Origin of the sequence: Mesorhizobium sp. CA8 (assembly GCF_020164955.1) — a bacterium.
In the GTDB taxonomy this organism is placed as follows: Bacteria; Pseudomonadota; Alphaproteobacteria; order Rhizobiales; family Rhizobiaceae; genus Mesorhizobium.
In genome coordinates this window covers 79,213-98,023 of sequence record NZ_JAIUHG010000027.1, presented here as the reverse complement: position 1 = coordinate 98,023, position 18,811 = coordinate 79,213, and the positions used below count along the sequence as shown (strand labels likewise).

Genomic DNA, 18,811 nt, shown 5'->3' with positions numbered 1-18,811 from the left:
CCGATCCGACTGCATGGCAAACCTGCCAAGCAGGCGAGCCTTCTTGCCTTCAATCTTGACAGGGAACATGAGAGACTAGCCCAGGAAATCGGCCCGGCAAGGCGCAAAACTGTCGACCAGCCGCCCGGCCTCCAGCGCCTTGACGCCATGCACGAGATTGGACGGCACGATGAAGCTGCTTCCCGTTTCGAGGATCTCCGACCGGCCGTCGATGGTGACCTCGAAGCGACCCTCGGCGACATAGCTTGCCTGGACATGCGGATGCGAGTGCAGCGCCCCGACGCCGCCCTTGTCGAATGCGAACTCGACCATCATCAATTCATCGGTGTGCACCAGCACGCGCCGCCTGTTGCCGTCCGGCGTCGGCTCCCAGGCTTTTTCGCCCGCATGGGAAAAGATATCGGTCATCGCTCAGCTTCCGTTCGGCTTGTAAAGCAGGAAAGGCGCGGCGCGGTTTTCCGGCGGGAGACGGTCACCGCGCCAGCCAGCCGCCATCGACCGGCACCACCGCGCCATGCATATAATCCGACGCCCGCGCCAGCAGGAACACGGCCGCGTCGCCTATATCGTCGGGCCGGCCCCAGCGCGCTGCCGGGATGCGCCCGAGTATGGCGGCACTGCGGTCCGGGTCGGCGCGCAAGGCTTCGGTGTTGTTGGTCTCGACATAGCCCGGCGCGATGCCGTTGACGTTGATGCCTTTGGCCGCCCATTCGCAGGCGAGCAGCCTTGTGAGGCCGAGCACGCCATGCTTCGAGGCCGTATAGGAAGCGACGCGGATGCCGCCCTGGAAACTCAGCACCGAGGCGATGTTGACGATCTTGCCGCGCCGTCCGGGCTCCGCCAGCATGCGCCTGGCAAAGCTCTGGCAGAGCCGGAAGACCGTCTTCAGATTGACGTCCATCACCTCGTCCCAGTCGGCTTCGCTCAGGTCGACCGCATCGGCGCGCCGGATGATGCCGGCATTGTTGACGAGGCCGTCGAGCGGGCCGCTCTCGCTCCAGACCCGGTCGAGCATGGCGGCCGCCTCGGCAGGATCGCCAATATCCGCCTTCGCCGCTTCGAAGCTGCCGCCCGCGGCCGCGACTTTCCCGGCGGTGTCATCCATCGCCGAACGGCCGACGCCGACCACCAGCCCGCCGGCGCGCGCGATCGCCACGGCGATGCCTTGCCCGATGCCGGTGTTGGCGCCCGTTACCAGGATGCGCTTGCCCGTGAGGCTGAAGGCGGAAAGATCGCTCACCGTAATTGATCCATCGCCACCTGGTCGACATCGGTATAGTCGACATTGTCGCCGGCCATCGCCCAGATGAAGGCGTAGTTGGACGTGCCGGCGCCCGAATGGATCGACCAGCCCGGCGACAGCACCGCCTCCTCGCTGCGCATGACGATGTGGCGCGTCTCGTCCGGTTCGCCCATGAAGTGGAAGACGCGCTGCCCTTCCGGCAGATCGAAATAGAGATAGGCTTCCATGCGCCGGTCATGCACATGGCAGGGCATGGTGTTCCACACCGAGCCTGGCGCGAGTTGCGTGATGCCGACGACGAGTTGGCAGGTCTTGACGCCGTCGGCGTGGATGAACTGGAAGATCGAGCGTTCGTTGCTGGTCGCCTGGCTGCCGAGGTCGAGCCGCCTGGCGTCGCCGATGCGGATCGACTGGCTGGGACAGGTCCGATGCGCCGGTGCGCTAAGCAGGTAGAATTTTGCCGGCCTGTCGGGCTCCGCCGAGGCGAACGACACCTGCTCGGTGCCCATGCCGAGATAGACCATGTCGCGCGCCGCCAATTCGTAAGGGAGGCCGTCGGCTGTGACGGTGCCGGCACCGCCGATGTTGACGGCGATCAGTTCGCGGCGGTCGAGGAAAGCCTTGGTTCCGGTCGGCTTGATCGCCTCAAGCGGCAGGATCTTGTCGATAGGCATGGCGCCGCCGACGATCATGCGGTCGTAATGCGTGTATGTCAGGCTGACAAGGTCCGGCTGGAAAAGCCCCTCGACGTGGAAATGGTGGCGCAGCTCGTCGGTCCCCATGTGCGCGGCGGCGACAGGATCGATGGCGAAGCGCGAGGAAAATTCGGTCTGTTTCTGGTCCATTTCCAGGCCTTGTCTGACGGTCACTCGGTCGATGCGGCTTTTAGCGAATTGGCATAATAGGCCTGTCTGGCCTGCAGCCGCTCGCGGTAGCGCTGCTGGCTGCGGGTCAGATGCGTGCGCATCGCCTCGCGCGCCGCCTCGGCATCGCCCGCCGAGATCGCATTGAGGATGACGAGGTGCTCGCGCTGCAGGCCGCGCTGGTACTCGTCCGACTGGACGAGCTCTGTCGACCAGGGCGAGGTCACGTCGCAGGGAATGGCGCGGCGTCCCAGCACATCGAGCATCTCGACATAGAACGGGTTGTTGGTGGCGCTGGCGATCGCGCGGTGGAAGGCGAGGTCGGCCGGGCCGGTCGGCTGGCTGGCGAGCAGCAGCCGCTCGAACTCGAAGAAGGCCTCCTGGATCGCGGCCTCCTGGGCGGCGTTGCGGCGGATGGCGGCCAGGCCCGCCGATTCGATCTCGATTGCGAGGCGGACCTCGAGCACGTTGAGCGCGACCGAATCCTTGGCTCCCATGTCGGCGGCCAGAACGCCGAAGCTCGTCGAGATGTGCTCGCTGACGAAGACGCCGGCGCCTTGCCGCGCTTCGACCAGGCCATCGGCGGCAAGCTTGGCCAGCGCCTCGCGGATGACCGTGCGGCTGACGCCGAAAGTCTCCGTCAGCTGGCCTTCGGTTGGCAGCTTCTGTCCGGGCGGAATCTCGCCCGCCAAGAGCTGCTTGCGGATCGCCGCGACCACGGTCTCCGACAGTTTCGGCTTCCGTTCGACCCTGAGGTCGGCAACTGTTTGAGACACGTGGTGCCCTCCTAGTGAAACAGGCTCGGCAGCCACAATGAGATTTCCGGTATGTAGGTGACAAGCATCAGCACCATGAAGGCCGCTCCATAGAACGGCCAGATCGAGCGCATTGCCGTCCAGATGGGGATGCGGCCGATGGCGCAACTGACGAACAGCACCGCGCCGACCGGCGGCGTGCAGAGGCCGATGCCGAGATTGAGGATCAGGATGACGCCGAAATGCACGGGATCGACGCCATAGGCCATCACCACCGGCAGGAAGATGGGCGTGGTGATGATGATGAGCGGCGACATATCCATGAATGTGCCGAGGATGAGCAGGACGACATTGATCAGGAGCAGTATGACCAGCTTGTTGTCGGACACGGACTGCAAAAACGCGACAAGCGCTGCCGGAACCCGGAGATAGGCCAGCAGCCAGCCGAAGGCCGCGGCGCAGCCGATGATCATCAGCACCATCGCTGTCGTGCGCACCGCGGCCGTGGTCGCGGTGACGAAATCGTTCCAGCTCATCGACCGGTAGATGATCAACGTCACCAGGAAAGCATAGACGATGGCAATGCAGGAGCTTTCGGTGGCGGTGAAGATGCCGGAGCGGACGCCGCCAAAGATGATGCCGATCAGGATCAGCCCGGGAATGGCGGCGACAAGCAGCTGCAAGGCTCGGCCGAAACCCGCAAAAGGTTCCGTCGGATAGCCGCGCCGGCTTGCCACCAGATAGGCGGTGACCATCAGCGACAGGGCCAGCAGCAGCCCCGGCAGAACGCCGGCGGTGAAAAGATCCGCGATCGAGATGCGGCCGCCGGCCGAGATCGAATAGATGATCATGTTATGCGACGGCGGGATCAGCAGCGCGATGATGGCGCCGACGGAAGTGATGTTGACGGCATAGTCGACCCCGTAGCCGCGCGCCTTCATCTGCGGGATCATCAGCCCGCCGACCGCTGAGGCATCGGCCACCGCCGAACCGGAAATTCCGCCGAACATGGTCGACGCGGCAATGTTGACTTGTCCCAGACCGCCGCGCAGATGGCCGACCAGGGACCCGGCCAATGCCACCAGGCGGGCGGCGATGCCGCCGCGAACCATAAGGTCACCGGCGAAGATGAAGAAAGGGATGGCCATCAGCGAAAAGACGCTGACGCCGGAATTGAGCCGCTGGAACACGACGACGGGTGGCAGGCCGATCGTGAGGATCGTCGCGAAGCTGGCGACGCCGAGGCAGAACGCGATCGGCGTGCCGATAACCAGCAGGAAGACGAAAGTGCCGAAAAGCACGATCAGCGCCATGGTTCAGAGCTCCTCGCCGGTCGCGTAAATGTCGGCATCGACCGGCAGCCCGGCAAAGCGCCCCGCCAGCCGCTCGAGCGAAAACAGGCAGACCAGCCCGCCCCCCAAGATGACCGGCAGGAAGCTGACGCCGCCGGGCAAGGCGAGCGATGGCATCACGGTGTTCCAGGTCAGCCTGGCGAGCTGCACGCCATACACGATCATGCCGGCGCCGAAGGCCAGCACGACGAGATCGGAAATGCTGCGCAGCACCGCCTTGGCCGAGGCAGGCAAGACATAGAGCAGCACGTCGAAGCCGAGATGCGTGCGCTCGCGCACGCCGACGGCGGCGCCCAAGAAGATGAACCAGCCCATCAGCAGCACGGAGGAGGACTCGGTCCAGCTCGGCGAGCGGTTCAGCATGTAGCGCGAGAAGACCTGCCAGAAGATGATGACGGTCATCAGCGTCAGCCCGGTGCCGCTGACCCATAAGGCCAATCGCGCAAGCCCAGAAAGGGCCCGTTCCACCCGCAGCCAGAACCCTTTCGGACCTGCCCGGCTGGCTGGTAGCGCGGAAGCCTCCGTGCCACCGGGCCCGTTGCCCCTCCCGTTCATTTCGTCGCCTGGATACGGGCGGCGAGGTCCTTAAGCTCGGGCGTCGACAGATATTTGTCGTAGACCGGCTTCATGGCGTCGATCAGCGGCTGCTTGTCGATCTCGCTGATCTTGACGCCGGCCTTCTCGACGATGTCGCGCGACTTCTTCTCCTGCGCGTCCCACAGCTCGCGCATCTTGACGACGCTGTCCTTGGCCGCCTGGCGCACGATCGCCTGGTCTTCCGGCGCCAGCTCGTCCCAGCTTGCCTTCGACATCACCAGCACCTCCGGCACGATCTGGTGCTGGTCCAGCGTGTAATGCTTAGCGACCTCGTAATGCTTGGCGGATTCGAAGCTCGGCCAGTTATTCTCGGCGCCGTCGATGACGCCGGTCTGCAGCGCCGAATAGACCTCGCCATAGGCCATCGGCGTGGCGTTGGCGCCGAGCGCGTTCACCATGTCGACAAAGACGTCCGACTGGATGACGCGGAACTTCATGCCCTTCATGTCTGCCATCGAGGTGATGTCCTTCTTGGTATTGTAGAAGGAGCGCGCGCCCGAATCGTAGAAGGCGAGACCGACAAGGTCATGCGCCTCGAACGCCTTCAGGATCTGGTCGCCGATCGGCCCGTCCATGACATGGCGCATATGCTCGACCGAGCGGAAGATGTAGGGCAACGACGGCACAGCGGTTTCCGGCACGATGCCGTTGAACGGCCCCATGGAGACGCGATCGAGGTCGATGACGCCGGCTTGGGTTTGTTCGATCGTATCCTTTTCCTCGCCGAGCTGCGCCGAATGATAGACCTCGATCGAATAGCGCCCGTTGGTGCGCTGCTTGATCAGCTCGCCCATATATTTGACCGCCTCGACCGTCGGATAGCCGTCCGGATGGGTGTCCGAAGAGCGCAGGACGGTTTCGGCCTGCGCGGCGCCGATCATCAAGGACCCGATGGCGAATGTCGCCGCCAGCAATCTCGAAATACGCAACATGTTTTTCCTCCCTTCAAAAATCACGGATGCCCCGGCTCAGAGCCGGTAGGCCTTCTTGGCAAGCGAGTAGGCAAGCTCCCGCGCCAACTCATGCGCCTCCTCCTCCCGGAGGCGATGCTCGGCGACCAGCCGCGCCAGGAAGGCGCAGTCGACACGCCGCGCGACGTCGTGGCGCGCCGGGATCGACGGGAAGGCGCGCGTGTCGTCATTGAAGCCGACGGTGTTGTAGAAGCCCGCCGTCTCGGTGGTCATCTCGCGGAAGCGGCGCATCCCTTCCGGGCTGTCGTGGAACCACCAGGCCGGCCCGAGCTTGAGCGCCGGATAGACGCCGGCGAGCGGCGCCAACTCGCGCGCGTAGCTCGTCTCGTCCAGCGTGAACAGGATGATCGTGAGGTCGCGCTCCAGCCCGACGCAGTCGAGCAGCGGTTTCAGCGCCGTCACATAATCGGTCCGCGTCGGGATATCGAAGCCCTTGTCGCGGCCGAATTTCTGGAAAACGGAAGGCGAATGATTGCGCCATGATCCAGGATGGATCTGCATCGCCAGGCCGTCGTCGCGGCTCATCTTGGCCATCTCGGTCAGCATCTGGGCTCGGAACAGTTTTCGCTCGCGCTCATCCTCGGAGCCGCGCCGGATGCGGTTGAACAGCTCCTGCGCCGCCGCGTCGGAGAGATTGGCGGTCTCGGCCGTCGGATGGCCGTGATCGGACGAGGTCGCGCCGAATTCCTTGAAATAGGCGCGGCGCTTTCGATGCGCATCGAGATAGCCGGACCAGCTGCCGGTGTCGCATCCGGTGATCTCGCCGAGCCTATCCAGATTGCCCGCGAAGCCTTCGAAATCGGGATCGACCACGGCGTCCGGCCGATACGCGGTGACGACGCGGCCCTTCCAGCCGCAGTCGCGGATCGTCCGGTGCCATTTGAGGTCGTCGAGCGCGCCTTCGGTGGTCGCGATCACTTCGATGTTGAAGCGTTCGAACAGCGCGCGCGGCTGATAGTCGTCGCGTTGCAGCAGCGCGGCGATCGTGTCGTAGATGCGGTCGGCGCTGGCTGCGGTAAGCGGCTCCCCGATGCCGAACAGATGCTCGAACACATGGTCGAGCCAGAGCCGTGTGGGCGTGCCGCGGAAGAGATAATAATGCTCGGCGAAGCGCCGCCAGATGGCCCGGCCGTCGGTTTCGACGGGTGTGCCGTCGAGCGTCGGGACGCCGAGTTCCTCCACCCGCACGCCCTGGCTGAACAGCATGCGGAAAATGTAGTGGTCCGGCACGATCAAGAGCTGCGCCGGATCGGGAAACGGTTCGTCGAGCGCGTACCAGCGCGGGTCGGTGTGGCCGTGCGGACTGACGATCGGCAGGTCCTTCACACCGGCGTAAAGGGCGCGCGCCAATGATCGCGTTTCCGGCGCGAACAGCAGGTCCGGATCGGTCAATGCGGCCACGCGGCTCCTCCCAAGCTTCGCTATTGGTAGATCGGTCGGAGATAATGTCAACATACAAATACTAGGTAGTTGTATGATGACTTCCGAAAGGCACGCGGCCATTGTGCACGGTGACAGCGGGTGTTACGTCGCTGCCGTCGTTTTCCCGATCGGAGACCAGCTTCCATGAACGGCCGTCTGTCCAACGCCACCCTTGCGGAGCTGCCGGCCGAAGTTCTGTTGCCTCGCTATGACCGGCGCGCCGTCGCGCCCGGCATCGTCCACCTTGGCGTCGGCGCCTTTCATCGTGCCCACCAGGCCGCCTATGTCGATGCCTGCCTGGCGGACGGCGAGAGCGATTGGGGCATCATCGGCGTCTCGCTGCGCAGCCCTGACACGCGCGATGCGCTCAAGCCGCAGGACGGGCTCTACACGCTGGCAATCCGCGACAGCGCCGGCGAACAGCTGCAGGTCATCGGCTCAATCCAATCCTTGCTCGTCGCTCCGGAGGACCCGGGCGCGGTGCTCGCTGCGCTCACCGATCCGCGCATCCGCATCGTCACGCTCACCATCACCGAGAAGGCCTATCTGAGAGCAGCCGACGGCACGCTCGACAGCGCGCACCCCGATATTGTCCACGACCTCGCCAACCCCGGATCGCCGAAGACGGCGCATGGATTTCTCGCCGAGTCGCTCGCACGCCGACGCGCCGCCGGCACGCCTGCCTTCACCGTCCTCTGCTGCGACAACCTGCCGGCCAACGGCGCCACCCTGCATCGGCTGTTGATCGAGTTCGCGAAATTGCGCGACGCCCAAACAGGCTCTGGCGACCAGCCGTTAGCGGGCCATGTCGCCGACGAAGTGGCCTTCCCGTCTTCTATGGTCGATCGCATCGTGCCGGCGACGACGGATACCGATCGCGCCCGCATCGCCGACGAACTCGGCCTCGAGGACGCGTGGCCGGTGATGACGGAACCGTTCCAGCAATGGGTGATCGAGGACCGCTTTCCCGCTGGACGGCCGGCCTGGGAGAAATTCGGCGTCGCCATGGTCGAGGATGTCGGCCCCTTCGAGGACATGAAGCTGCGGCTGCTCAACGGAGCCCATTCGGGCATCGCCTATCTCGGCCTGCTCAGCGGCCACGCCACCGTGGATCGCGCCTTTGCCGATCCCTCGATCCGGCAATTCGTGGACTGGCTCTGGGCCGAGGCCATTCCAACGCTGCCGCAGGACGCCGGGCTCGACACAAGCGCCTACACGGCCGAGCTTGCCGCGCGCTTTTCCAACACCGCGCTTGCCCACCGCACCGCGCAGATCGCCAATGACGGCAGCCAGAAGCTGCCGCAGCGCATTGTCGCCTCCGCCCTTGCCAGGCTGGAAGCCGGGCTGCTTCCTGAATATCTGTCGCTGGTTGTCGCCGCCTGGATCGCCGCCTGCGCCGCGCGCGGCGGTACTTTGCCTGGGCGCCATTTCACCGATCCGCTCGATGCGGCGCTCAGCGACCTGTTCGACCGCAATTTGCCGACGGCAGATATTACGGCGGCCGTGTTCGACCTCGCAGGCTTTGCCAAAGGCCATCCAGAACGACAGAAATTGATCGAATTTGTCGCCACCCATCTTGTCCATTTCAAGCAGGGCGGTCCGAAGCTGGCTCTTGCCGCGCTCGGCATCGGCAAGGAGACGCCCAGGCTGGCCGAATAGCTATTCGCCCGCCTACCCGCCAGGGATTGCACCCATGCAGCGCGAAACTGTCTCGCAAACAGCAAAAAACTAAAAAAGCGGGGCTAGCCCCGCTTTGTAAAACGCTTATCAGCAGCTGAAATCAGGCCGGCAGCAGCGCGCCTTCGAGCGTGGTGAGTTGGCTGAGGAACTGCTCCGCCTTGCTGCGGCTCTCGTCATCCTTGGCGTCGGCCGCGTCTTCCTTGGCCTCCTGGATGCGGCGGGCGAGATCAGCGCGGTCGATGTCGTTCACATGCGTCGCCGATTCGGCAAGAAGCGTGCAGCCGGAAGGCAGGATGTCGGCGAAACCGCCGAACACGACGAAGCGCTCTTCCTTGCCGCCCGCGGTCTTTATCGTGACGACGCCGGGCTTGATGGTCGTCATGACCGGCGCGTGCTGCGCCATCACCGTCATCTCGCCTTCGGCGCCCGGGATGACGACCGACTCGACCTGCTCGGAAACGAGCAGCCGCTCCGGCGAGACCAGTTCGAACTTGAAAGCTTCAGCCATGTTCAATTTAGCGAGTAGGGAATAGCGAGTAGCGAGTAGTGAAGAAACTCGCCAAACCCGTTGCTCCCTATTCGCTACTCCCTATTCGCTATTCGCTTTCTTATGCCGCTTCAGCCGCCAGGCGCTGCGCCTTCTCGACCGCCTCGTCGATGCCGCCGACCATGTAGAAGGCGGCTTCCGGCAGGTGGTCGTAGTCGCCGGCGCAAAGGCCCTTGAAGCCCTTGATGGTGTCGGCGAGGTCGACCAGCTTGCCCGGCGATCCGGTGAACACTTCGGCGACGAAGAACGGCTGCGACAGGAAGCGCTCGATCTTGCGGGCGCGGGCAACCGTCTGCTTGTCCTCTTCCGAAAGCTCGTCCATGCCAAGAATCGCGATGATATCCTGCAGCGACTTGTAGCGCTGCAGGATCGACTGCACCTGGCGGGCAACCTGGTAGTGCTCTTCGCCGACGACCATCGGGTCGAGCATGCGCGAGGTTGAGTCCAGCGGATCGACGGCCGGATAGATGCCCTTTTCCGAGATCGCGCGGTTGAGCACGGTCGTGGCGTCGAGGTGGGCGAAGGACGTCGCCGGCGCCGGGTCGGTCAAGTCGTCGGCCGGAACGTAGATCGCCTGCACCGAGGTGATCGAGCCCTTGGTCGTGGTCGTGATGCGCTCCTGCAGCGCGCCCATGTCGGTCGCCAGCGTCGGCTGATAGCCCACGGCGGAAGGAATGCGGCCGAGCAGAGCCGACACTTCCGAGCCCGCCTGCGTGAAGCGGAAGATGTTGTCGACGAAGAACAGCACGTCCTGGCCCTGGTCGCGGAAATATTCGGCGACGGTGAGGCCGGTCAGGCCGACGCGGGCGCGCGCGCCCGGCGGTTCGTTCATCTGGCCGTAGACGAGCGCGGCCTTCGAACCTTGGCCGCCGCCCTTCTTGTTGACGCCCGATTCGATGAACTCGTGATAGAGGTCGTTGCCTTCGCGGGTGCGCTCGCCGACACCGGCGAACACCGAGAAGCCGCCATGCGCCTTGGCGACGTTGTTGATCAGCTCCTGAATCAGCACGGTCTTGCCGACGCCGGCGCCGCCGAACAGGCCGATCTTGCCGCCGCGGGCATAAGGCGCGAGCAGGTCGAGAACCTTGATGCCAGTGACCAGGATCTGGGCTTCCGTCGACTGGTCGACATAGGCCGGAGCGGGCTGGTGGATGGCGCGCATTTCGACGCCATCGACCGGGCCTTCCTCGTCGACCGGCTCGCCGATGACGTTGATGATGCGGCCGAGCATGCCAGGACCGACGGGAACCGAGATCGGCGCGCCGGTGTCAAAGACGTCCTGGCCGCGGACGAGACCTTCGGTCGAGTCCATGGCGATGCAGCGCACGGTGTTCTCGCCGAGATGCTGGGCGACCTCGAGCACCAGGCGGTTGCCGACATTGTCGGTTTCCAGCGCGTTCAGAATGGCCGGCAGGTGATCTTCGAACTGCACGTCAACGACGGCGCCGATGACCTGGCGGACCTTGCCGGCGGCGCCGACCCGCTTGGCCGCAACGCTGGCTGCGGAAGCCGCGGCCTTGGCCGGAGCGGCCGCCTTCTTCGCCGGAGCGGCGGTCTTCGCGGCTGCTGCCGGGGCCTTTGCCGCCTTCGGGGCCGGTGCTTCCTTGGCCGCGGTCTTCGGGGTAGCTGCTTTCGCCATCGTCTTTGCCCTTTTCGTCTATCCGTTGTTCACGCCGCTGCGAGGTCTCGGACCCCGCCCGCGCGTGCCTAGAGCGCCTCGGCGCCCGAAATGATCTCGATCAGTTCCTTGGTGATCTGCGCCTGCCGCTGGCGGTTGTAGGTGATCGACAGCTTGTTGATCATGTCGCCGGCATTGCGCGTCGCATTGTCCATCGCGCTCATCTTGGCGCCCATCTCGCCGGCCGCATTTTCCAGCAGCGCGCGGAAGATCTGCACCGCGATGTTGCGCGGGATGAGGTCGGAGAGGATCTCGCCCGGCTCCGGCTCGTACTCGTAGACGGCATTGCCGCCACTGGTCGCCTCGGGAGCGGTCGACCCGGCGGCTCCTGCCGGGATGATCTGCTGCGCCGTCGGGATCTGGCTGATCACCGACCTGAACTGCGAATAGAAAAGCGTGCAGATGTCGAAGCCGCCCTCGTTGAAGAGATGGATGACCTTGCGCGCGATCGCGTCGGCATTGACGAAGCCGAGCGTCTTGACTTCGCGCAGGTCGACACGCTCCAGGATCATCGAAGCATAGTCGCGGCGCAGGATGTCATAGCCCTTCTTGCCGACGCAGATGATCTTCACCTGCTTGCCGTCGGCCAGCAGCCGGCGGATGTGGTCGCGGGCGAGACGCGCGATCTGCGAGTTGAAGCCGCCGCACAGGCCGCGCTCGGCGGTGCAGACGATGAGCAGATGCACATCGTCCCGGCCGGTGCCCGTCATCAGCGCCGGGGCATCGCCGCCGCCGCCGATCGCCTGGGTGATGTTGGCCAGGACCGCGCCCATGCGCTCGGAATAGGGTCTGGCTGCTTCCGCAGCTTCCTGCGCGCGACGCAGCTTCGCCGCGGCGACCATCTGCATCGCCTTGGTGATCTTCTGCGTCGCCTTGACCGAGGCGATACGGTTACGAAGGTCTTTTAACGAAGCCATGCTTCAAACCTGATCCCGTCCAGCTTCGTTCAAGCGAAGGTCTTGGCGAAGGCGTCGATCTCGGCCTTGAGCTTGGCGCGCAAATCGTCCGACAGCGCCTTCTCCTTGCGGATAGCATCGAGCACATCCTTGCCGGCCGAGCGCATATGGCTGAGCAGCCCATGCTCGAACTTGCCGACCTGGCCGAGCGGCAGCTTGTCGAGATAGCCGTTGACGCCGGCGAAGATCACCGCGACCTGTTCCTCGACCTTTAGCGGCGAGAATTGCGGCTGCTTGAGCAGCTCCGTCAGGCGCGAACCGCGATTGAGCAGACGCTGCGTTGCCGCGTCGAGGTCGGAGCCGAACTGCGCGAAGGCAGCCATTTCGCGATACTGCGCGAGCTCGCCCTTGATAGAGCCGGCGACCTGCTTCATCGCCTTGATCTGCGCCGAGGAGCCGACGCGCGACACCGACAGGCCGACGTTCACCGCCGGGCGGATGCCCTGGAAGAACAGGTTGGTTTCGAGGAAGATCTGGCCGTCGGTGATCGAGATCACGTTGGTCGGGATGTAGGCCGACACGTCGTTGGCCTGCGTCTCGATGATCGGCAGCGCGGTCAGCGACCCGTTGCCGTTGTCGTCATTGAGCTTGGCGGCGCGCTCGAGCAGGCGCGAGTGCAGGTAGAAGACGTCGCCCGGATAGGCTTCGCGGCCCGGCGGGCGGCGCAGCAGGAGCGACATCTGGCGGTACGCGACGGCCTGCTTCGACAGATCGTCATAGCTGATCAGCGCATGCATGCCGTTGTCGCGGAAATATTCGCCCATGGTGCAGGCGGTGAACGGCGCCAGGAACTGCATCGGCGCCGGATCGGACGCGGTGGCGGCGACGATGATCGAATATTCGAGCGCGCCGCGCTCTTCCAGCACCTTGACGAACTGCGCGACGGTCGAGCGCTTCTGGCCGACGGCGACGTAGACGCAGTAGAGCTTTTCCTTTTCGGGGCCGTTGTCGTGCACCGACTTCTGGTTCAGCATCGTGTCGAGGATAATGGCGGTCTTGCCGGTCTGGCGGTCGCCGATGACCAGCTCGCGCTGGCCGCGGCCGACCGGGATCAGCGCGTCGATGGCCTTGAGGCCGGTCGACATCGGCTCATGCACCGACTTGCGCGGGATGATGCCGGGCGCCTTGACGTCGACACGCTTGCGTTCGGTTGCCTTGATCGGGCCCTTGCCATCGATCGGATTGCCCAGCGCGTCGACGACGCGGCCGAGCAAGCCCATGCCGACAGGCGCGTCGACGATGGCGCCGGTGCGCTTGACGGTGTCGCCTTCCTTGATGTCGCGGTCGTTGCCGAAGATGACGACGCCGACATTATCGGCTTCGAGGTTCAGTGCCATACCGCGGATGCCGCCCGGGAATTCGACCATCTCGCCGGCCTGGACATTGTCGAGGCCGTATACGCGGGCGATGCCGTCACCGACGGACAGAACCTGACCGACTTCGGAGACCTCGGCCTCCTTGCCGAAATTCTTGATCTGGTCTTTCAGAATTGCGGAAATTTCCGCGGCGCGGATGTCCATCAGCCGACCTCTTTCAGTGCAAGCTTGAGCGAATTGAGTTTGGTTTTGAGCGACGTATCGATCTGGCGCGAGCCCATCTTGACGATCAGGCCGCCGAGCAGCGACGGATCGACGGTCATGGCGATGGCCACATCCTTGCCGGCGATGCTCTTCAGCGTCGCCTTGAGTTCAGCCTGCTGCGCATCCGTCAGCGCATGCGCCGAGGTGACCTCGGCGGATGCCTCGCCGCGATGGTCGGCTGCAATCTGGCGGAACGCCTTGATCATGCCGGGCACCGCGAACAGGCGGCGGTTCTTGGCCACGACGCGCAGGAAATTGCCCACCAGGCCAGTGATATTGGCCTTGTCGGCGATGGCGGCGATGGCCTTTGCCTGGTCCTCGCTGGAAAACACCGGGCTGTTGATCAGCCGCGAGAGATCGTCGCTGTCGTTGAGCATTGCCTCGAAGCTGGCAAGGTCGGCCTCGACCTGGGCGACCGAATTGTCCTGCAGCGCGAGCTCGAACAGCGAGCCGGCATAGCGCTCTGCGACAGCTGAGATTGGCGATGACGATTGGGCCACGGACCGTCTTTTCTCTTGTCTGACAGGCCGCAGATTGTTGGCGCGAGCGAAAACTCTGGCTAAATCTTTGACCTTACTGCGATTTTTCCAAGCACGGAGGTGCGGCTTCCGCTATCCCCGGTCGAAAGTCGATTGCCGTCTAGCACAGGCTTTTTAAGACCGCAATGCATCGTCCGGCATGGTTTTCAGGCACTTTTGTCGCATCACGCCGATAAGGCCAAGCTCAAGCGCCGGATTAGTCGCGGATTCACGGCACCAAGCCGAAAGCAAAGGCTAGCGGCAGCGCCGCCAGCGCCAATTCAACCACGATCGAAATCCAGTTGAAAGGGGTGTTGGCGCCATCCGACATCATCGACAAAAGCCGGCCGAAGGCGGTGAACAGCCAGGAGAACCCCAGCGCCATGTAGAGCAGCGGCTGCGCCAAGAGAATGCAGCACAGGCTGACGCCGAGGTAGAAGCCCGACATGCGGCCGCGTCCCTCGGCGATCGCCGCCGCTTTCTCCGGCCTCGGCTGCAGGCGCAGCACGCGAAACGCAAGCCCGGGCGCCAGGAACAGGAACAGGCCGAGGGCCAAGGTCAAGATGGCGCTCGACCAGGCCAGCCATTCGCCCTGGCTCGCCGGCCACGGAAACGCGAACTCCATAAATCCCCCTCTTATTTCTTGTTCTGAAACACCGGCATTCTAGCGAGGGAATGAAAGCGCGCCAGAGGACGGCGGGCACATTAGAAGTGGCGCAATCAGGCGAGCGCGAAATCGACCGCGGCCGCGGCATGGATGCGTGTCGTGTCGAAAACCGGAACGTCGAAATCCCCCTGGCCGATCAGCATGGTGATCTCGGTGCAGCCCATGATGACGCCATCCACCTGGTCGGTGCGCCGCATCCGGCCGATCTCGTCGAGATAGGCGGATTTCGATTCGGATTTGACGATGCCCTGGCAGAGCTCGTCATAGATCACCTTGTGCACCATGTTGCGGCCGGCCTGGTCCGGCACCACGGGTTCCAGGCCGTATTTGCCGGCGAGACGGCCCTTGTAGAAATCCTGCTCCATGGTGAAGCGCGTTGCCAGCAGCGCCGGCCGCTTCACTCCGGCATCGAGGACAGCCTGCGCCGTGGCGTCGGCGATATGGATGAGCGGGATCGATATGGCCGCCTGCACCGTGTCGGCAAGCTTGTGCATGGTGTTGGTGCAGATCACCAGGCCCTCGGCGCCGCCCGCCTCCAGCTTGCGCGCGGCTTCCACCAGAAGAACGCCGGCACCTTCCCAGTCGCTGGCATGCTGCCGTTCTGCAATCTCGGCGAAATCGAACGACCACAACAGCAGCTTGGCCGAGTGCAGCCCGCCCAGCCGCTCGCGCACGATCTCGTTGAGCAGGCGGTAATAGATGGCGGTCGATTCCCAACTCATGCCGCCGATCAGGCCGAGGGTTTTCATAAGCGACCACTCCGTTGGGGCTGTTTCTCCCGCTTATAGGAAGCTCTGCGGATCGATGTCGACCTGCACCCTGACCGAGCCGCGCAGCTTCGGCCCTTCCGCCAGCATGGCCCGGATAAAACCCTGCATGTCGGCGCGGCGTTCGCCTTGCACCAGCAGGCGGAAACGATGGCGGCCGCCGATCAGCGACAAGGGCGCCTCGGCCGGACCGAGCACGAAGAGGTCGGAAGCTTGCGGCGCCGCGCGCCGCAAGCCCCGCGCATGGCTTTCGGCCTCGCCCCTGGTCGCGGCACTCACGATGATGCCGGCCAATCGGCCAAACGGCGGCAGCGCCGCGCGTTCGCGCTCGGCGATCTCGCGCTCGTAAAAGGCTTCCGAATCGCCCGAGACGATGGCGCGCATCACCGGATGATCCGGCTGGTAAGTCTGCAGCAGGCCGAGGCTCTTCTTGCCGGTGCGGCCGGCGCGGCCCGTCACCTGGCTGAGCAGTTGGAATGTGCGCTCGGCGGCGCGCGGATCGCCATTGGCCAATCCCAGATCCGCATCGACCACACCGACCAGCGTCATGCCGGGAAAATTATGCCCCTTGGCGACCAGTTGCGTGCCGATGACGATGTCGGCCTCGCCATTGGCGACGGCTTCCAGCTCGAGCCGCAGCCTGCGCACGCCGCCCAAAAGGTCTGATGAGAGCACGATGGTGCGGGCATCGGGAAAATGCCCCACCACCTCCTCGGCAATGCGCTCGACGCCTGGGCCGCAGGCCACCAGATGGTCGAGCGTGCCGCATTCCGGGCAGGCTTCCGGCCGCCGCTCGTTGTGGCCGCAGTGATGGCAGACGAGCTGGCCGCGAAAGCGATGCTCGACCAGCCAGGCCGAGCAGACCGGGCAGCCGAAGCGGTGGCCGCAGACGCGGCAGAGTGTCAGCGGCGCATAACCGCGCCGGTTGAGGAAAAGCAGCGACTGCTCGTTTTTCTCCAGCGTCCGCCGCATCTGCTCCAAAAGCACCGGCGACAAGAAGCCGCCCCGCGCCGGCGGCGCGCGTCGCATGTCAATCGATTTCAGGTCGGGGAGCGCCGCCTCGGCAAAACGAGCCGACAGCACCGCGCGATGATAGCGGCCCTGGCTGGCATTGACCCGGCTTTCCACCGAGGGCGTGGCCGAGGCGAGCACGACCGGGAAGCCGCCGATATGGCCGCGCACCACCGCCATGTCGCGCGCATTATAGAAGACGCGGTCTTCCTGCTTGTAGGCGGGATCGTGCTCCTCGTCGACGACGATCAGGCCGAGTTCCTTGAACGGCAGGAACAGCGCCGACCGCGCGCCGGCGACGACGCGCACGCCGCCCTCGGCCACCTGACGCCAGACGCGTTCGCGCATCCGGGGCGGCAGGTCGGAATGCCACTCCGCCGGCTTGGCGCCGAACCGGTCCTGGAAACGTTCGAGGAAGGCATGCGTCAGCGCGATTTCCGGCAACAGGATGAGCACCTGCCTGCCCTTGTCTAGCGCCGCCGCAATCGCCTCGAAATAGACTTCCGTCTTGCCGGATCCGGTGACGCCGTCGAGCAGCGTGACGTTGAAGACATCGGCAGCGACAGCGGCGCGCAGCTTCTCCGCCGCCGCTTTCTGGTCAGGCATCAATTCCGGCACGGCATGAGAAGGGTCGGGCGCCGCCACCACCGGCCGCGGCGGGATCATCACCGTCTCGAACACGCCCTGTGCCCGCAACCCGTCGATGACCGTCGAGGACACGCCCGCGGCATGCGCCAGCCCCGAGCGCGTCCAGGCAAGGCCGCCCTCCGCGGTTTCGAGCACGCGCCGCCGCGCGTCAGTCAGCCGGTCGGGCTCGGCAAGCGTGCGCTGCAATCCTTCGATCCATGGCTCCGGATCGAACGCCTCCGGCGCGCGCAGCAGCATGCGGGCGACCATGCCGGGGGCAGAGAGCGTGTATTGCGCAATCCAGTCGACGAAGCGGCGCATCGCCTTGTCGATCGGCGGGCAGTCGAACACCTCCTCGATCGGCCGCAATTTCTTCGCATCGACGGTTTCGACCGCGCCATCCCAGACGATGCCGGCCACCTGCCGCGGCCCGAGCGGCACGCGCACGATCGAGCCCGGCACCACGCGCATGCCGGGCGGCACGGCATAGGTGTAGGGCCGTTCGGAGGGCATCGGCACCAGCACGGGCGCGGCTGCGATAAAGGGCGAATCTTCGATCATCGGGCGTGACCTTGCCCCGACTTTGCTCTAGATCAAAGGGGACCCTCGCATGTGCCTGGCGGGCGCCAGGCGATCCCCAAGGAGACCGCCATGAAGTTTTTTGTCGACACCGCTGACATCAAGGAAATTAAGGAACTCAACGATCTGGGGCTGCTGGACGGCGTCACCACCAACCCCTCGCTGATTCTGAAATCGGGCGGCAAGATTTCCGAAGTCACCAAGCAGATCTGCGACATCGTCGAAGGCCCGGTCTCGGCCGAGGTCGTGGCCACCGAATACAAGGACATGATGGCCGAGGCCGAGGTGTTGGCCAAGATCGCGCCGAACGTGGCCATCAAGGTGCCGCTGACGCTGGACGGCCTGAAGGCCTGCAAGACCATCCGCACCGAAATGAACCGCATGGTCAACGTGACGCTCTGCTTCTCGGCCAACCAGGCGCTGCTCGCCGCCAAGGCCGGCGCCTCCTTCATCTCGCCCTTCGTCGGACGCATCGACGACACCGGCTCGGACGGCATGGAGTTGATCTCGGAAATCCGCACCATCTACGACAATTACGATTTCAAGACCGAGATCCTGACTGCTTCGGTGCGCACGGTGAACCACGTCAAGCAAGCCGCGCTGATCGGCGCCGATATCGTCACCGCGCCGCCGGCGACGCTGAAGGCGCTGGTCAATCACCCGCTGACCGACAAAGGCCTCGCCGCCTTTCTCGCCGACTGGGCCAAAACCGGCCAGAAGATCGGCTGAGACCGGAGCAGTTCCAGGAAAAGTGTGTAACGATTTTCCGTCTGGGAATTGCGCAAGGCAAAAAGCAACTGAGTAGCAAAGGAGGCCGGGCAACCGGCCTTTTTTCGTGGCAAAGTGCCTATGCCTTGCCAGGTCACCTGCCTCGGCGATTGGCCGGAACGCCCATCGCGATCGTCATCCACGGGCGGAGCAAGGAGCGAAGCGACGCGCGCAGACCCGAGGATCCATTCCGTGACATACGAGCGTCGCAACGGTGCAGAATTCTGCTC

The 18,811-nt window shown here is 64.6% G+C and carries 18 protein-coding genes; 2 read left to right on the top strand and 16 right to left on the bottom strand.

Annotation, left to right across the window (positions count from 1 at the left end):
• Nucleotides 1–75 precede the first annotated feature (75 nt).
• The 8 genes from LB553_RS24890 to uxaC form a co-directional block, all read right to left on the bottom strand.
• Complete coding sequence (locus LB553_RS24890) at nucleotides 76–408, bottom strand: cupin domain-containing protein (RefSeq protein WP_224517070.1); 333 nt, start codon at nucleotides 406–408, stop codon at nucleotides 76–78.
• 64 nt (nucleotides 409–472) lie between these two features.
• A complete protein-coding gene (gene kduD, locus LB553_RS24885) occupies nucleotides 473–1,240 on the bottom strand; it encodes a 2-dehydro-3-deoxy-D-gluconate 5-dehydrogenase KduD (protein WP_224517067.1) in 768 nt (255 codons plus the stop codon).
• The gene (gene kduI / locus LB553_RS24880; RefSeq protein WP_224517066.1) at nucleotides 1,237–2,088 is read right to left on the bottom strand and encodes a 5-dehydro-4-deoxy-D-glucuronate isomerase; all 852 of its coding nucleotides are present in this window, start codon (nucleotides 2,086–2,088) and stop codon (nucleotides 1,237–1,239) included. Before kduI ends, kduD begins: the two co-directional genes overlap by 4 nt.
• Nucleotides 2,089–2,108: 20 nt before the next feature.
• Entirely contained in the window at nucleotides 2,109–2,882 is a 774-nt protein-coding gene (locus LB553_RS24875; RefSeq protein WP_140723430.1) for a FadR/GntR family transcriptional regulator, read from the bottom strand.
• A gap of 11 nt (nucleotides 2,883–2,893) precedes the next feature.
• Nucleotides 2,894–4,174: a TRAP transporter large permease gene (locus tag LB553_RS24870; protein ID WP_140684173.1), complete on the bottom strand. Its 1,281-nt coding sequence runs from the start codon at nucleotides 4,172–4,174 to the stop codon at nucleotides 2,894–2,896.
• Nucleotides 4,175–4,177: 3 nt separating this feature from the next.
• Nucleotides 4,178–4,768, bottom strand: a complete 591-nt coding sequence (locus LB553_RS24865; protein WP_224517064.1) for a TRAP transporter small permease — start codon at nucleotides 4,766–4,768, stop codon at nucleotides 4,178–4,180.
• Nucleotides 4,765–5,742 (bottom strand): TRAP transporter substrate-binding protein, encoded by a 978-nt coding sequence (locus LB553_RS24860; RefSeq protein WP_224517062.1) that lies wholly within the window; start codon nucleotides 5,740–5,742, stop codon nucleotides 4,765–4,767. The genes LB553_RS24865 and LB553_RS24860 overlap by 4 nt, the downstream gene beginning before the upstream one ends.
• Before the next feature lie 36 nt (nucleotides 5,743–5,778).
• The gene (gene uxaC, locus LB553_RS24855) at nucleotides 5,779–7,182 is read right to left on the bottom strand and encodes a glucuronate isomerase (protein ID WP_224517060.1); all 1,404 of its coding nucleotides are present in this window, start codon (nucleotides 7,180–7,182) and stop codon (nucleotides 5,779–5,781) included.
• 165 nt (nucleotides 7,183–7,347) lie between these two features.
• Between uxaC and LB553_RS24850 the strand changes: the two genes are divergently transcribed.
• Nucleotides 7,348–8,862, top strand: a complete 1,515-nt coding sequence (locus tag LB553_RS24850) for a mannitol dehydrogenase family protein (protein WP_224517058.1) — start codon at nucleotides 7,348–7,350, stop codon at nucleotides 8,860–8,862.
• Between the two features lie 121 nt (nucleotides 8,863–8,983).
• Here LB553_RS24850 and LB553_RS24845 read toward each other — a convergent pair whose 3' ends face one another.
• From LB553_RS24845 to LB553_RS24810, 8 genes are all read right to left on the bottom strand, one after another.
• A complete protein-coding gene (locus LB553_RS24845; protein ID WP_095769727.1) occupies nucleotides 8,984–9,391 on the bottom strand; it encodes a F0F1 ATP synthase subunit epsilon in 408 nt (135 codons plus the stop codon).
• A 100-nt stretch (nucleotides 9,392–9,491) separates the two neighbouring features.
• Nucleotides 9,492–11,069, bottom strand: a complete 1,578-nt coding sequence (gene atpD, locus LB553_RS24840; RefSeq protein ID WP_224517056.1) for a F0F1 ATP synthase subunit beta — start codon at nucleotides 11,067–11,069, stop codon at nucleotides 9,492–9,494.
• Nucleotides 11,070–11,137: 68 nt separating this feature from the next.
• A complete protein-coding gene (locus LB553_RS24835; RefSeq protein WP_224517055.1) occupies nucleotides 11,138–12,025 on the bottom strand; it encodes a F0F1 ATP synthase subunit gamma in 888 nt (295 codons plus the stop codon).
• Between the two features lie 29 nt (nucleotides 12,026–12,054).
• Nucleotides 12,055–13,584 carry a F0F1 ATP synthase subunit alpha gene (gene atpA, locus LB553_RS24830; protein ID WP_224517053.1) on the bottom strand — a complete coding sequence of 510 codons (1,530 nt, stop codon included), beginning with the start codon at nucleotides 13,582–13,584 and terminating at the stop codon, nucleotides 12,055–12,057.
• Nucleotides 13,584–14,144: a F0F1 ATP synthase subunit delta gene (locus LB553_RS24825; RefSeq protein WP_224517051.1), complete on the bottom strand. Its 561-nt coding sequence runs from the start codon at nucleotides 14,142–14,144 to the stop codon at nucleotides 13,584–13,586. Before LB553_RS24825 ends, atpA begins: the two co-directional genes overlap by 1 nt.
• Nucleotides 14,145–14,391: 247 nt before the next feature.
• The gene (locus LB553_RS24820; protein WP_224517049.1) at nucleotides 14,392–14,787 is read right to left on the bottom strand and encodes a DUF4345 family protein; all 396 of its coding nucleotides are present in this window, start codon (nucleotides 14,785–14,787) and stop codon (nucleotides 14,392–14,394) included.
• Between the two features lie 95 nt (nucleotides 14,788–14,882).
• Nucleotides 14,883–15,578: an aspartate/glutamate racemase family protein gene (locus LB553_RS24815; RefSeq protein ID WP_224517047.1), complete on the bottom strand. Its 696-nt coding sequence runs from the start codon at nucleotides 15,576–15,578 to the stop codon at nucleotides 14,883–14,885.
• A 33-nt stretch (nucleotides 15,579–15,611) separates the two neighbouring features.
• Complete coding sequence (locus LB553_RS24810; protein ID WP_224517045.1) at nucleotides 15,612–17,795, bottom strand: primosomal protein N'; 2,184 nt, start codon at nucleotides 17,793–17,795, stop codon at nucleotides 15,612–15,614.
• A gap of 90 nt (nucleotides 17,796–17,885) precedes the next feature.
• On the opposite strand from LB553_RS24810, the gene fsa reads away from it, so the two are divergent.
• Entirely contained in the window at nucleotides 17,886–18,542 is a 657-nt protein-coding gene (fsa, locus tag LB553_RS24805) for a fructose-6-phosphate aldolase (protein WP_224517043.1), read from the top strand.
• Nucleotides 18,543–18,811 lie beyond the last annotated feature (269 nt).